The sequence below is a fragment of the Pseudomonas sp. TE21435 genome (assembly GCF_056279265.1).
In genome coordinates this window covers 269257-284059 of sequence record NZ_JBWBQZ010000001.1, presented here as the reverse complement: position 1 = coordinate 284059, position 14803 = coordinate 269257, and the positions used below count along the sequence as shown (strand labels likewise).

The 14803-nt window shown below is 65.6% G+C and carries 11 protein-coding genes; 5 read left to right on the top strand and 6 right to left on the bottom strand.

From position 1 onward, the window contains the following. Positions 1–92 precede the first annotated feature (92 nt). Both ACZ9C1_RS01180 and ACZ9C1_RS01175 read left to right on the top strand, forming a co-directional pair. Positions 93–773, top strand: coding sequence for a heavy metal response regulator transcription factor (locus tag ACZ9C1_RS01180; RefSeq protein ID WP_102683161.1), 681 nt, complete (start codon positions 93–95; stop codon positions 771–773). Then, positions 770–2116: a heavy metal sensor histidine kinase gene (locus tag ACZ9C1_RS01175; protein ID WP_277505578.1), complete on the top strand. Its 1347-nt coding sequence runs from the start codon at positions 770–772 to the stop codon at positions 2114–2116. Before ACZ9C1_RS01180 ends, ACZ9C1_RS01175 begins: the two co-directional genes overlap by 4 nt. 101 nt (positions 2117–2217) lie before the next feature. Here the strand turns inward: ACZ9C1_RS01175 and ACZ9C1_RS01170 are convergent, their stop codons facing one another. The 3 genes from ACZ9C1_RS01170 to ACZ9C1_RS01160 all read right to left on the bottom strand — a co-directional run bounded on the left by ACZ9C1_RS01170 (position 2218) and on the right by ACZ9C1_RS01160 (position 5466). Further along, a complete protein-coding gene (locus ACZ9C1_RS01170; protein WP_277503329.1) occupies positions 2218–3462 on the bottom strand; it encodes a lipoprotein-releasing ABC transporter permease subunit in 1245 nt (414 codons plus the stop codon). Between the two features lie 62 nt (positions 3463–3524). Then, entirely contained in the window at positions 3525–4208 is a 684-nt protein-coding gene (gene lolD / locus ACZ9C1_RS01165) for a lipoprotein-releasing ABC transporter ATP-binding protein LolD (RefSeq protein ID WP_172670900.1), read from the bottom strand. 7 nt (positions 4209–4215) lie between these two features. Then, positions 4216–5466, bottom strand: coding sequence for a lipoprotein-releasing ABC transporter permease subunit (locus ACZ9C1_RS01160; RefSeq protein ID WP_046856390.1), 1251 nt, complete (start codon positions 5464–5466; stop codon positions 4216–4218). A gap of 93 nt (positions 5467–5559) precedes the next feature. Between ACZ9C1_RS01160 and ACZ9C1_RS01155 the strand changes: the two genes are divergently transcribed. Beyond that, on the top strand, positions 5560–6144 hold the full coding sequence (locus ACZ9C1_RS01155) for a PilZ domain-containing protein (RefSeq protein ID WP_102683159.1): 585 nt from the start codon (positions 5560–5562) through the stop codon (positions 6142–6144). Between the two features lie 30 nt (positions 6145–6174). Beyond that, positions 6175–6891, top strand: coding sequence for a glycerophosphodiester phosphodiesterase (locus ACZ9C1_RS01150; RefSeq protein ID WP_102683158.1), 717 nt, complete (start codon positions 6175–6177; stop codon positions 6889–6891). A gap of 48 nt (positions 6892–6939) precedes the next feature. On the opposite strand, the gene sthA is transcribed toward ACZ9C1_RS01150, so the two are convergent. The 3 genes from sthA to ACZ9C1_RS01135 form a co-directional block, all read right to left on the bottom strand. Then, positions 6940–8334 carry a Si-specific NAD(P)(+) transhydrogenase gene (gene sthA / locus ACZ9C1_RS01145; protein WP_023631920.1) on the bottom strand — a complete coding sequence of 465 codons (1395 nt, stop codon included), beginning with the start codon at positions 8332–8334 and terminating at the stop codon, positions 6940–6942. A gap of 203 nt (positions 8335–8537) precedes the next feature. Then, a complete protein-coding gene (locus ACZ9C1_RS01140; RefSeq protein ID WP_371918080.1) occupies positions 8538–9572 on the bottom strand; it encodes an FAD:protein FMN transferase in 1035 nt (344 codons plus the stop codon). 149 nt (positions 9573–9721) lie between these two features. After that, entirely contained in the window at positions 9722–11185 is a 1464-nt protein-coding gene (locus tag ACZ9C1_RS01135; RefSeq protein WP_046856393.1) for a glyceraldehyde-3-phosphate dehydrogenase, read from the bottom strand. Between the two features lie 167 nt (positions 11186–11352). On the opposite strand from ACZ9C1_RS01135, the gene mfd reads away from it, so the two are divergent. After that, positions 11353–14802: a transcription-repair coupling factor gene (mfd, locus tag ACZ9C1_RS01130; protein ID WP_476253406.1), complete on the top strand. Its 3450-nt coding sequence runs from the start codon at positions 11353–11355 to the stop codon at positions 14800–14802. The last annotated feature ends 1 nt before the right edge of the window (position 14803 follow it).

Here is a 14803-nt window from a genome sequence, read left to right as displayed (position 1 = left end):
ACGGGAAGATTACAACTTTGTCAGCTTGGGCAGGCCGCCAGATCGTCACGTATCATTTCGGCATCACGTTGGCCCGAACCGTTGGTAAACACATGAAACTGCTGATCGTCGAAGACCAGGCCAAGACCGGCCAGTACCTGAGTCAGGGCCTGAGCGAGGCCGGCTTCGCCACCGAACTGGCCAGCGATGGCGACACCGGCCAGCACCTGGCCCTGAGCGGCGACCACGACCTGCTGATCCTCGACGTGATGCTGCCGGGGCGCAACGGCTGGCAGATCCTCCAGGCGGTGCGCCAGGCCGGGCTGGACACCCCGGTGCTGTTCCTCACCGCCCGCGATGCCGTCGAGGACCGCGTGCACGGCCTGGAGCTGGGCGCCGACGACTACCTGGTCAAACCCTTCGCCTTCTCCGAACTGCTGGCCCGTGTACGCAGCCTGCTGCGCCGTGGCGCCAGTGCCAGCCAGGATACCTGCCTGGCCCTGGCCGACCTGCGCCTGGACCTGATTCGCCGCCGCGCCGAGCGCGCCGGTCAGCGCATCGATCTGACCGCCAAGGAGTTCGCCCTGCTCGAACTGTTGCTGCGCCGCCAGGGCGAGGTGCTGCCCAAGTCGCTGATCGCCTCGCAGGTGTGGGACATGAATTTCGACAGCGACACCAACGTCATCGAGGTGGCCATCCGCCGCTTGCGCCTGAAGATCGACGACAGCCATGCCGCCAAGCTGATCCATACTGTGCGCGGCATGGGCTACGTGCTCGAAGAGCGCCACGACTGATGCGCCGCCTGTCCCTGGGCAGCCGCCTGGCGCTACTGTTCGCCGCCTGCACCGCGGCCGTGTCGCTGGGCGCCGGCCTGCTGTTCAACCGCGCCAGCGAGCAGCATTTCGTCGAACTCGACCAGCAACTGCTCAGTGGCCGGCTTTCGCTGATGAGCAGCCTGCTTGCCGGTGTCACCACCCAGCAGCAACTGGCCACGCGTCTGCCGGCGCTGCTCAACGAGCTGAGTCACCAGTCCGACCTGGCCTTGCGTGTGAGCGGCGCCGACGGCGAGCCGTGGTTCGCCAGCCGGGGCGAGCTGCCGCAGGCCCCCACCCCTACCGGCCTGGCCACGCTGCACAGCCACGGGGTGGATTACCGCAGCCTCAGCGCGCCACTGGTCGACGGCCAGCCCGCTTCGCCACAACTGACCCTGTTCCTCGACATCACCCACCACCAGCACTTCCTGCAAGGCATGCAGCGGTTGATCTGGCTCACCGTCGGCCTGTCAGCGCTGGCCACCGCGCTGCTCGGCGCCTGGGCCGTACGCCGTGGCCTGAAACCGCTGCGGCAGATGGGCAAGGTGGCCGCCAGCGTCACCGCCGGCTCGCTGACCACGCGCTTGCCGGCCGCCGAGATGCCCGAGGAACTGGCCGAGCTGGCCGGCACCGTCAACGCCATGCTGCAGCGCCTGGACGACGCGTTTCAGCGCCTGTCGGCATTCTCCGCCGACATCGCCCACGAGCTGCGCACGCCGCTGTCCAACCTGCTGACCCACACCCAGGTCACCCTCACCCGCCCGCGCAGCCTCGAGGAGTACCGCGAGGCCCTGCACGGCAACCTCGAGGAGCTGCAATGGATGGCCCAGTTGGTCAACGACATGCTCTACCTGGCCAAGGCCGACCACGGCCTGCTGATACCCAGCCGCCAGGCGCTGGACCTGGCAACGGAGGCCGATGCGTTGCTGGAGTACTACGCGCCGCTGGCCGAGGACGCCGAGGTGCGTTTGTTGCGTGAGGGCCAGGCCCATGCCAAGGGCGACCGGCACATGCTGCGCCGGGCGCTATCGAACTTGCTGGACAACGCCCTGCGCTTCACCCCCGCCGGGGGTGAGATTAGGGTAAGCCTGGAGCCTGGGCTGCGCATCGTGGTGGCCAACACCGGGCCGGCGATTGCGCCGCAACTGCTTGAGCGATTGTTCGACCGCTTTTACCGGGCGGATCCGGCGCGCCAGGAAGGCAGCAGCGAGCATGCGGGGTTAGGACTGGCGATCACCCGCTCGATCGTGCAGGCACATGGGGGACGCATCAGGGCAGAGTGCGCGGATGGCTGGACGCGGTTTGTGATCGAGTTGTCCGAATAGGGGCTGCTACACAGCCCATCGCTGGCAAGCCAGCTCCCACAGGGCTCTTGCAAGCCTGTACTTTGTGGGAGCCGGCTTGCCGGCGAAAGGGGCGCCATGCCTTACTCGTAACGCAACGCCATGGCCGGCTCGATCTGCGAGGCGCGGTAGGCCGGGTAGATCGTCGCCAGGAAGCTCATCACCAGCCCCGCCACGCAGATGATCGCCACATCGCCCCATTGCAACTCCGACGGCAGGCTGCTGATGAAATAGATGTCGGAGGTGAAGATATGCTGCCCGCTGACTCGCTCGAGCCAACCGACCACCGCGCTGACGTTCAGCGCCAGCATCACCCCCAGCACTCCGCCAAGCAAGGTGCCGACGATACCGATCAAGCTGCCCTGGACCATGAAGGTGCCCATGATCTGCGCCGGCGTGGCGCCGATGGTGCGCAGGATGGCGATGTCCGCGCCCTTGTCGTTCACCACCATCACCAGGGTGGCGATGATGTTGAACGCGGCCACGGCGATGATCATCATCAGCAGCAGGCCGATCATGGTCTTTTCCATCTTCATCGCGCTGAACAGGCTGCCCTGGGTGTGCGACCAGTCATCGGCGCGGTAGCCTTCGCCCAGGCCCGCGGCGATGGCCTTGGACACCTGTGGCGCGGCATACAGGTCATGCAGCTTCAAGCGCACGCCCTGCACCTGGCCCGGCGCCCAGCGCTGCATTTCGCCGGCATCGGCTACGTGAATGTAGGCCTGCGAGCCATCCAGTTCGGCACCCACCTTGAAGATGCCGACCACGGTGAGGCGCTGCATGCGCGGAGTGATGCCGCCCGGTTCCTTGCTGATCTCCGGGACGATCAGGGTCAGCTTGTCACCGGTGTTCAGGCGAAAACGCCGCGCCGTCAATTCACCGATGACCACGCCATACTCGCCCGGCACCAATGCCTGCAAGCTGCCCTGGACGATGTGCTGGGTGACGATGGAGACTTTGCCTTCCTCGGTCGGATCGATGCCGGCGACCTGGATCGGCTGCATCGCCCCCTTGTACGAGAGCATACCTTCCATCTCGGTGATCGGCGCGGCAGCCATCACCGCCGGATTGCCTTCGGCGGCGGCGGCGACCGTACGCCAGTCGTCCAACGGCTGCGCGCCGAGGATCGCAGCGTGTGGCACCAGGCCAAGCACCCGCGAACTCATCTCGCGCTGGAAGCCGTTCATCACCGACAACACCGTGATCATGGCCAGCACGCCGAGCGACAGGCCGATCATCGAGGTCATGGAGATGAACGAGATGAAGTGGTTGCGGCGCTTGGCACGGGTGTAGCGGGCACCGATGAACAAGGACAAGGGTCTGAACATGAACGGGAACACCCAAGTAGAAAAAGAACCGGGGCCGCCTCACGGGGCCCCGCGCAAGCGACTCAGATCGCCACCAGGTGCCCGTCTTCCAGGCTCAGCACACGGTCCATCTGGCGCGCCAGGTTGAGGTCGTGGGTCACTACCAGGAAGGCGGTCTGCGAGTGGGTCGACAACTCGCGCATCAGCTCCTGGATACCCTGGGCGGTGTGGTGGTCGAGGTTGCCGGTGGGCTCGTCGAGCATCACCAGGCCGGGGCGGTTGACCAGGGCGCGGGCAATCGCCACGCGCTGGCGCTCACCACCGGACAGCTCGGCCGGCTTGTGATTGAGGCGGTGGCCCAGGCCGACGCGCTTGAGCAGCGCCTCGGCGCGCTCGCGGGCCTCGCTGATCGGGGTCTTGCCGATCAGCAGCGGCATGCAGGCGTTCTCCAGGGCGGTGAACTCTGCCAGCAGGTGGTGGAACTGGTAGACGAAGCCCAGCGCGCGATTGCGCAGCAGGCCGCGGGCCCGCTCGCCCAGTGCCGACAGCTCTTCGCCGGCCAGCCAGACACTGCCCTGCGTCGGCGTGTCGAGACCGCCCAGCAGGTTGAGCAGCGTACTCTTGCCCGAACCCGAGCTGCCGACGATGGCCACCCGCTCGCCCGGGTGCAGTTCGAGGTTCAACCCAGACAACACCTGCACCGACTCCGGGCCTTCCTCGTAGCTCTTGCCCAGGTTGCGGCAGCTCAACACGGCTTTATCACTCATGCGCGACTCACTCATAACGTAGCGCCTCTGCAGGCTGGGTGCGCGAGGCGCGCCAGGCCGGGTACAGGGTGGCGAAGAAACTCAGGACCAGCGCCGCACCGCAGACCATGTACACGTCCTGGGCCTGGATCTGCGACGGCAGGTAATCGATGAAGTACACGTCGGCATTGAGGAACTTGTGCCCGATCAGGGCTTCGATGCCGGCGATGGCCGCGCTTACGTTGAGCGCGCCGAGGATGCCCAGCACCGCGCCGATCAGCGTGCCGACCACGCCGATCACCGTGCCCTGGACCATGAAGATGGCCATGATCTGCCCGGGCGTGGCACCCAGGGTGCGCAGGATGGCGATGTCGCCGCGCTTGTCGTTGACCACCATCACCAGGGTGGAAATGATGTTGAACGCCGCCACCGCGACGATCAGCAGCAGCAGCAGGCCAATCATGGATTTCTCCATGCGGATTGCCTGGTACAGGTTGCCGTGGGTGCGGGTCCAGTCCCGCGGGTAGTACTCCTGCTCGCCCAGCTGCTGGGCAATGGCCCAGGTGGCGCGGGGGGCCTGGAACAGGTCGTCGAACTTCAGGCGCACGCCCTGGACCTGGTCGGCCTTCCAGCGATGCAGGCGCGACAGGTCGGCAATGTTGGTCAGGCCCAGGTAGCCGTCGATCTCGCCGGCACCGACATGGAAGGTGCCGACCACGGTGAAGCGCTTCATGCGCGGGAACATCCCCGCCGGGGTCACGCTGACCTCGGGGGCGACGAAGGTCAGCTTGTCGCCGATGGCCACGCCCAGCTTCTGCGCCGCCTTGTCGCCGATCATGATCCCCCACTCGCCCGGCGCCAGCTTGTCTAGGCTGCCGTCGAGGACGAACTTGTCGATGATCGACACCTCGCGCTCGCGGGCCGGGTCGATGCCGTTGAGCAGCACCTTCTGCACCTTGCCCTCATGGGTCAGCAGGCCCTGCATCTGGGTGAAGGGCGCGACCGCCAGCACCTGCGGATTCTGCTTTACTTTAGAGGCGAGGGCCTGCCAGTCGTCGATCGGCTGACCGGTCTCCAACGTGGCGTGGGGGATCATACCCAGCACGCGGGTACGCATCTCGTGGTCGAACCCGTTCATCACCGACAGCACCACGATCATCACCACCACGCCCAGGGCGAGGCCGATCATCGAGGTGAGCGAAATGAACGAGACGAAGTGATTGCGGCGCTTGGCACGGGTGTAGCGCGTACCAATGAATACGAATAGAGGTCTGAACATGTCGGGGCTTGTTCGGATGAAAGGGAACGTCCTTGTGGCGAGGCGCCTACGGCGGCTTTACACTCGGACCACCGCCGTAACCTTGGGTTCGCCATGACGACATTAGACGAAGAAGATCGCCGCGAATACTACCGCATCGAAGATCGGATCGCACTTCAAATCAGCCCCCTCAGCGCGGCCGAAGCCCTTGAGACAGAACTGTTGCAGGATGATTCGGAGCTGTTCAACCTGCTCAGCGAACTGCACCTGTCCGACTTCGAGTCGCAACACCTGCTGCGCCAGTTGAGCGAGAAGGACCGCACCCTGGCCGCCTTCCTGCGCGCCCAGAACAAACGCCTCGACCTGCTGAGCGCCGTGGTCGCGCAAACCTTGATCGGCGAAATCGGCCAGCCGATGCCGGTGATCATCTCCGAAGGCGGCATCGAGTTCGCCCAGGCGCAGAAGATCGCGCCCGGCACCCGGGTCAAGGTGAAGATGGTGCTGATGCCCCGAGCCCACGGCCTGCTGCTGCGCGGCCGGGTCACCCATTGCGACCCGCGGCCGGACGGCGACTTCGAGGTCGGCACCGAATTCATCGACATGACCGACGCCCAGCGCCAGCTCCTGGCCCGCTACATCCTGCAGCGCCAGCAACAGCAACGGCGCCAGGCGCTGGAGCAGAACGAGCCGGACGCATAAGCCCTTTTTCCCTGATTTGAAGGAACGAACGTGACCCTAATCTATGGCCACCGCGGCGCCAAGGGCGAAGCACCCGAGAACACCCTGCAGAGTTTCCGCCAGTGCCTGTCCCATGGCGTGGACCGCTGCGAACTCGACCTGCACCTGTCGGCCGACAACGAGCTGATGGTGATCCACGACCCGAGCCTCAAGCGCACTACCGGCAGGCGCGGCAAGGTGGTCGAGCACACCGCCGCCGAGCTGGTGACCTACGACGCCCGCAAGGGAGGCCCGGGCCATGTACAGCCCTGCCACATCCCACGGCTCGAGGAACTGTTCGAGAAGTGCCCGTTCGAGCATTGGCAACTGGAGGTCAAGAGCGCCTCGCGCACCCGCGCCGCCAGCACGGTGCTGGCGATCCGCGAACTGGCCCTGCAGCACGGCCTGCTGGACAAGGTGACCATCACCTCGAGCTCACGGGAAGTGCTCGGCGCCGCCCAGGAGCTGGTGCCCGATGTGAAGCGCGGGCTGGTCGCCGAGTACGCCTGGCTCGACCCGTTGAAGGTCGCGCAGAACTACGGCTGCGAGATGCTGGCGTTGAACTGGACGCTGTGCACCCCCGAGCGCCTGATCAAGGCGCAGCGCCAGGGTTTGCACGTGTCGGTGTGGACGGTCAACGAACCGGCACTGATGCGCCGGCTCGCTGACTTTGGCGTGGACAGCCTGATTACAGACTTTCCCGGTTTGGCCAGGACCACCCTCGGGTAGGGCTGAAATCGGTCTCCCCGACCGGCTCAGGCCACCGGTCGGAGCCGCTCAAAAAAGCCGGTTCAGACCATCATAGGCGGCTACCCGATAGGCCTCGGCCATGGTTGGGTAGTTGAAGGTGGTGTTGACGAAGTATTTCAGGTTGTTCTGCTCGCCCGGCTGGTTCATCACCGCCTGGCCGATGTGGACGATCTCCGAGGCCTGGTAGCCGAAGCAGTGCACGCCGAGGACTTCCAGGGTCTCGCGGTGGAACAGGATCTTCAGCATGCCTTGCGGCTCGCCGGCGATCTGTGCGCGGGCCATGCTCTTGAAGAAGGCCTTGCCCACTTCGTAGGGCACCTTGGCCTGGGTCAGTTCCTGCTCGTTCTTGCCGATCGAGCTGATCTCCGGAATGGTGTAGATGCCAGTCGGCACATCGTTGACGAAGCGCCAGCTACCGTTGTCGACGATGCTGCCGGCCGCCGAACGGCCCTGGTCATGGGCGGCGCTGGCCAGGCTCGGCCAGCCGATCACGTCACCGGCACCGTAGATGTTCGGCACGCTGGTGCGGTAGGTCTCGTCGACCTCGATCTGGCCGCGGCTGTTGACCTTGATACCGATGTTCTCCAGGCCCAGCTTGTCGGTGTTGCCGGTACGGCCATTACACCACAGTAAGGCGTCGGCCTTGATCTTCTTGCCCGACTTCAGGTGCAGGATCACCCCGTTGTCCAGGCCCTCGACACGGTCATACTCCTCGTTGTGGCGCACGGTGATGTTGTTGTTGCTGAAGTGGTAGCTCAGCGCCTGGGAAATCTCCGAATCCAGGAAGCTCAGCAGCTGGCCGCGGTTGTCGACCAGCTCCACCAGCACACCCAGGCCGCTGAAGATCGAGGCGTATTCGCAACCGATCACCCCGGCGCCGTAGACGATCAGCTTGCGTGGGGTATGGCTGAGGCTGAGGATGGTGTCGCTGTCATAGACGCGCGGGTGGTGGAAGTCGATGTCGGCCGGGCGGTATGGGCGCGAGCCGGTGGCGATGATGATGTGCTTGGCGTTGAGCTTCTCGACCACGCCGTTGGGGCAGACCACTTCGACGGTCTGCTCATCGGCGAAGCTGCCGGTGCCGACGAACACATCGACGCGGTTGCGCGCGTAGTAGCCGGTGCGCGAGGCGACCTGCTTGCTGATGACCTTCTCGGCGCTCTTGAGCACATCAGGGAAGGAGAACCAGCGCGGCTCGCCGATGGCGCGGAACATCGGGTTGGTGTTGAACTGCATGATCTGCCGCACGGAGTGACGCAGCGCCTTGGACGGGATGGTGCCCAGGTGGGTGCAGTTGCCACCGACCTGGCGACGGCTGTCGACCATGGCCACCTTGCGCCCTGCTTTGGCGGCGTTCATTGCCGCGCCCTCTCCGGCCGGGCCGGAACCCAGCACCACTACGTCGTAGTTGTAGACAGCCATGCGTACTCCTTCAGAACTGGCCCGCCGGCCGGATGGCCGCGGGGCGCGATCATGTCGCCGGGGCGCCATGAGAAAATTCGGGTGCAGTCTAATCAAGCGTGAACGCCGCGCACATTAACCCTTGGTCGCGTCGTAGGCCATTATTGCCTGCACTACATGTCGTTTCACCGTTTCCCTGGCTTCGATCATCCGTGGCTTGCCTTTCACTTGCCTTTCACCCGCTGCTCGAAGGCCGGCGTGGAACGAGAGACGAAACCACCCTCGACCCGGGTCACCAGTACTGCGGCGATACCGTGGGCGATGGCGAAATCCCAGCCCTGCTGCGGCCCAAGGATCAACAACAGGGTCGAGTAGCCGTCGGCCAGCAGCGCCGAAGCGTCGAGCACCGTCACCGCCGCCAGGTCGTGCGCGACCGGGCGCCCGAGGCGGGCGTCGAAGGTGTGTGAATAGCGCCGGCCATTGTCCTCGAAATAATGCCGGTAGTCACCCGAGGTCGACACGGCCAGGTCCTGCACGTCGATGACCTGGCGGGCGATCTGGCGATCCTCGCGCGGCAGTTCCAGGGCCACCCGCCAGGCGCTGCCATCGGGCTTGCGGCCCACGGCCTTCAACTCACCGGTGGCCTCGGCAAGAAAGTTGTCGATGCCCATGGCGCGCAGGCGCTGGGCGATCAGGTCGACGGCGTGGCCGGCGGCGATGCTGTTGAAATCCAGCTCGACGGCGGCGTCCTTGCACAAGGCCTCGCCCTCAAGGCGCAAGTGGCGGTAACCCACGCGCAGGCGTGCCCTGGCCAGCGCCTGCGGCTCCGGCACCTGCATTTCGCGGGCCTGCGGGCCGAAGCCCCAGAGGTCGAGCAGCGGCTCGACGGTAAGGTCGAAGGCGCCCTGGCTCTGTTCGGCCAGGTGCTGGCCGAAAGTAACCAGTTCCAGCATGTCGGCATCGATGGGCAGGCACTGATTGGCCGGCAACTGGTTGAAACGGCTGACGATGGAGTCGCCGCGGTAGGTGGAGTAATGCGCGTCGACGGCCTGCAGGATGCTTTCGACCGCCGCCTGCACCTGCTCCGGCGCCGGGCCGCCGGGCTGGCGCACGTACTGGATGCTGTAGCTGCTGCCCATGGTCGGGCCGCCAAAGCGCTCGAGGGTCGGGGTTGGCTTGCAGGCTGAAAGCAGCGTAAGGATGGACAACAGTAGTATCGCGCGCAAACGAGAGCTCTCAGGAGACTGCACTGGCCTCATCGCCGGCAACGGCTCCCACAAAAGGCTCGGCGCCAGCGCCTCTGTGGGAGCCGGCTTGCCGGCGATGAGGCCGGTACAGGCACAGCAGTTATCAGGCAAAAAAAACGGGAACCCGAAGGTTCCCGTTTTCTCAACGCATTACAAGCGGATCAGCGTGGAAACGCTGGCGGGTTCACACCGGCCATGTCTTCCATCACGCGCACCACCTGACAGCTGTAACCGAATTCGTTGTCGTACCAGACGTACAGGACAACACGATTGTCGTTGCAGATGGTCGCCTCGGCGTCGACCACACCGGCGTGGCGCGAACCGACGAAGTCGGTCGATACCACTTCCTGGGAGCTGACGTAGTCGATCTGCTTGTGCAGCTCGGAGTGCATGGCGGTCTGGCGCAGGTACTCGTTCAGCTCTTCGCGGTTGGTGGCCTTCTCGAGGTTCAGGTTGAGAATGGCCATCGACACGTTCGGCGTCGGAACACGGATCGCGTTACCGGTCAGCTTGCCCTTGAGCACTGGCAGGGCCTTGGCGGCGGCGGTCGCGGCACCGGTCTCGGTGATGACCATGTTCAGCGGCGCGGCGCGGCCACGGCGGCTGCCCTTGTGGAAGTTGTCGATCAGGTTCTGGTCGTTGGTGAACGAGTGAACGGTTTCGACGTGGCCGTTGACGATGCCGTACTGGTCGTTGATGGCCTTGAGCACCGGCACGATGGCGTTGGTGGTGCAGGACGCCGCCGAGATGATCTTGTCGTCGGCGCTGATGTCGCCGTGGTTGATGCCGTGCACGATGTTCTTCAGCGCGCCCTTGCCAGGTGCGGTGAGGATCACGCGGGCGGCGCCCGGGCAGGCCAGGTGCTGGCCGAGGCCGTCGGCGTCACGCCAGACACCGGTGTTGTCGACGATCAGCGCATCGTTGATGCCGTACTGGGTGTAGTCGACTTCGCTCGGGCTCTTGGCGTAGATCACCTGGATCAGGTTGCCGTTGGCAGTGATGGTGTTGTTGGCTTCATCGATGACGATGGTGCCGTCGAACGGACCGTGCACCGAGTCGCGGCGCAGCAGGCTGGCGCGCTTGACCAGGTCGTTCTCGGCGCCCTTGCGCACAACGATGGCGCGCAGGCGCAGGCCGTCGCCGCCACCGGTCTTCTCGATCAGGATACGCGCCAGCAGGCGGCCGATGCGGCCGAAGCCGTACAGCACGACGTCGGTGCCCTTGCGTGCGGAAGCGTTCTGCTGACCCACGACGTCGGCCAGTTCGTCACGGACGAACTGTTCGGCGCTGCGGCCATTGCCTTCGACCTTGAACTTGTTGGCCAGCTTGCCCAGGTCCACCGAGGCGGCGCCCAGCTTCAGCTCGCTCATGGCCTTGAGCAGGGGGAATGTCTCGTGGACGGACAGCTCGGTCTCGTCGGTCTGACGGTGACGGGCAAAGCGGTGTGCTTTGAGGATCGAGATAACCGAACGGTTGATCAGGCTGCGGCCATAGATCGAGCTCACCACGTTGTTGTTGCGGTAGAGCTGACCGATAAGCGGGATCATCGCTTCAGCCAGGGCTTCACGATCGATCCACTCACCAAGACACTGGTCGGGCTTCTGAGTCACGGTAACCTTCCACATGTAGGGGAACAAAAAAGGGGCTACATTATGACGCCCCGCGGCGTATCGGGCAATGAGCGCCTGTCGCCGGCGCCAGCCCCCGTCGCCAAGCCCTTTCGAACCTGACAGCGCGCCTCGTCACCGGTACAATCGACCTCTTTGCCGCAACGCTTGGAGTCCGATCTCCCGTGTCAGTTCTGCGCCTACCGCAAATGTCGGCCACGGCCGGCAAACAAACCTGGGGCAACCTGCCCGGCGCGGCCTTGAGCCTGGCCGTCGCCGAGGCTGCCAGTACCGCCGGTCGCTTCACCTTGCTGCTCACCGCCGACAGCCAGGCGGCCGACCGCCTGGAGCAAGAGCTGCGCTTCTTCGCGCCAGAACTGCCGGTGCTGCCTTTCCCCGACTGGGAAACCCTGCCCTACGACCTGTTCTCGCCGCACCAGGACATCATCTCCCAGCGTATCGCCAGCCTCTACCGGCTGCCGGAGCTGGACCACGGCATTCTCGTCGTGCCGATCACCACCGCCCTGCACCGCCTGGCCCCCACGCGCTTCCTGCTGGGCAGCAGCCTGGTGCTGGACGTCGGCCAGAAGATCGACGTCGAGCAGATGCGCGCGCGCCTGGAAGCCAGCGGCTACCGCTGCGTCGACACGGTCTACGAGCATGGCGAGTTCGCCGTGCGCGGCGCGCTGATCGACCTGTTCCCCATGGGCAGCAAGCAGCCGTACCGCATCGACCTGTTCGACGACGAGATCGAGACCCTGCGTACCTTCGACCCGGAGAGCCAGCGCTCGATCGACAAGGTCGACTCGATCCGCCTGCTGCCGGCGCGCGAGTTCCCCATGCAGAAGGACGAGGTGACGCGCTTCAAGGCGCGTTTCCGCGAACGCTTCGACGTCGACTTCCGCCGCAGCGCGATCTTCCAGGACCTCACCAGCGGCATCATCCCCGCTGGCATCGAGTACTACCTGCCGTTGTTCTTCGAAGAAACCGCCACCCTGTTCGACTACCTGCCGGCCGACACCCAGGTGTTCTCGCTGCCGGGCGTGGAGCAGGCCGCCGAACACTTCTGGAACGATGTGCGCGGGCGCTATGAAGAGCGCCGCGGCGATATGAGCCGGCCGCTGCTGCCACCGGCGGAGCTGTTCCTGCCGGTGGAGGATTGCTTCGCCCGCCTCAAGCAGTGGCCACGAGTGGTGATCAGCGGCGAAGATGTCGAGGCCGGCGCTGGCCGTGAGCGCTTCGCCGCCCGCGCCCTGCCCAACCTGGCCATCGAGGCCAAGGCCCACCAGCCGCTGGCGGAGCTGGCCAACTTCCTCGACCAGTTCAGCGGCCGCGTGCTGTTCACCGCCGAGTCCGCGGGCCGCCGCGAAGTGCTGCTCGAGTTGCTCGAACGCCTCAAGCTGCGCCCGCAGACCGTTGACGGCTGGGCCGACTTCGTCACCGGCGGCGAACGCCTGGCGATCACCATCGCCCCCTTGGACGACGGCCTGTTGCTGGACGACCCGGCCATTGCCCTGGTAGCGGAAAGCCCGCTGTTCGGCCAGCGCGTGATGCAGCGCAGGCGCCGCGAGAAACGCGGCGAGGCGGCCAACGACGCGGTGATCAAGAACCTCACCGAGCTGCGCGAAGGCGCGCCGGTGGTGCACATCGACCATGGCGTGGGCCGCTACCTGGGCCTGGCCACCCTGGAAATCGACGGCCAGGCCGCCGAGTTCCTCACCCTCGAATACGCCGAGGGCGCCAAGCTCTACGTGCCGGTGGCCAACCTGCACCTGATCGCGCGCTACACCGGCAGCGACGACGCCCTGGCCCCGCTGCACCGGCTGGGCTCCGAAGCCTGGCAGAAAGCCAAGCGCAAGGCCGCCGAGCAGGTGCGCGACGTCGCCGCCGAGCTGCTCGACATCTACGCCCGCCGCGCCGCGCGCAAAGGCTACGCCTTCGCCGACCCGGCCGCCGACTACGCCACCTTCAGCGCCGGCTTCCCGTTCGAGGAAACCCCCGACCAGCAGACCGCCATCGAGGCGGTGCGGGCCGACATGCTCGCCGGCCAGCCCATGGACCGCCTGGTGTGCGGCGACGTCGGCTTCGGCAAGACCGAGGTGGCCATGCGCGCCGCCTTCATCGCCGTGCACAGCGGCCGCCAGGTGGCGGTGCTGGTACCCACCACGCTGCTGGCCCAGCAGCACTACAACAGTTTCCGCGACCGCTTCGCCGACTGGCCGGTGAAGGTCGAGGTGATGAGCCGCTTCAAGTCGGCCAAGGAAGTCGCCAGCGCCGCGGCGGAACTGGCCGAAGGCAAGATCGACATCCTCATCGGCACCCACAAGCTGCTGCAGGACGATGTGCGCTTCAAGGACCTGGGCCTGGCCATCATCGACGAGGAACACCGCTTTGGCGTGCGCCAGAAGGAACAGCTCAAGGCGCTGCGCAGCGAGGTGGATATCCTCACACTGACCGCAACGCCGATCCCGCGCACGCTGAACATGGCAGTTTCGGGCATGCGCGACCTGTCGATCATCGCCACCCCGCCAGCGCGGCGCCTGTCGGTGCGCACCTTCGTCATGGAGCAGAACAAGAGCACCGTGAAGGAGGCGCTGCTGCGCGAACTGCTGCGCGGTGGCCAGGTGTACTACCTGCACAACGATGTGAAGAGCATCGAGAAGTGCGCCGCCGAGCTGGCCGAGCTGGTGCCCGAGGCACGTATCGGCATCGGTCACGGGCAGATGCGCGAACGCGAGCTCGAGCAGGTGATGAGTGACTTCTATCACAAGCGTTTCAACGTGCTGATCGCCTCGACCATCATCGAGACCGGCATCGACGTGCCGAGCGCCAACACCATCGTCATCGAGCGCGCCGACAAGTTCGGCCTGGCGCAATTGCACCAGTTGCGTGGTCGGGTCGGGCGCAGCCACCACCAGGCCTATGCCTACCTGCTGACGCCACCGCGCCAGCAAATCAGTGCCGACGCCGAGAAACGCCTGGAGGCCATCGCCAACACCCAGGACCTGGGCGCGGGCTTCGTCCTGGCCACCAACGACCTGGAGATCCGCGGCGCCGGCGAACTGCTCGGCGAAGGCCAGAGCGGGCAGATCCAGGCGGTCGGCTTCACCCTGTACATGGAGATGCTTGAGCGCGCGGTCAAGGCCATCCGCAAGGGCACCCAGCCGAACCTCGAACAGCCGCTCGGTGGCGGCCCGGAGATCAACCTGCGCCTGCCGGCGCTGATCCCCGAGGACTACCTGCCCGACGTGCATGCGCGCCTGATCCTGTACAAGCGCATCGCCTCGGCGGCCGACGAAGAGGGCCTCAAGGACCTGCAGGTGGAGATGATCGACCGCTTCGGCCTGCTGCCGGAGCCGACCAAGAACCTGATGCGCCTGACCCTGCTCAAGCTGCAGGCGGAAAAGCTCGGCATCAAGAAAGTCGATGCCGGCCCCAACGGCGGCAAGCTCGAGTTCGAGGCCGAAACCCCGGTCGACCCGCTGACCCTGATCAAGCTGATCCAGGGCCAGCCCAAGCGCTACAAGTTCGAAGGCGCGACCCAGTTCCGCTTCCTGGTGCCGATGGAACGCCCCGAAGAACGTTTCAACACTCTGGAAGCGCTGTTCGAGCGCCTCACCCCACAAAATCCATAAG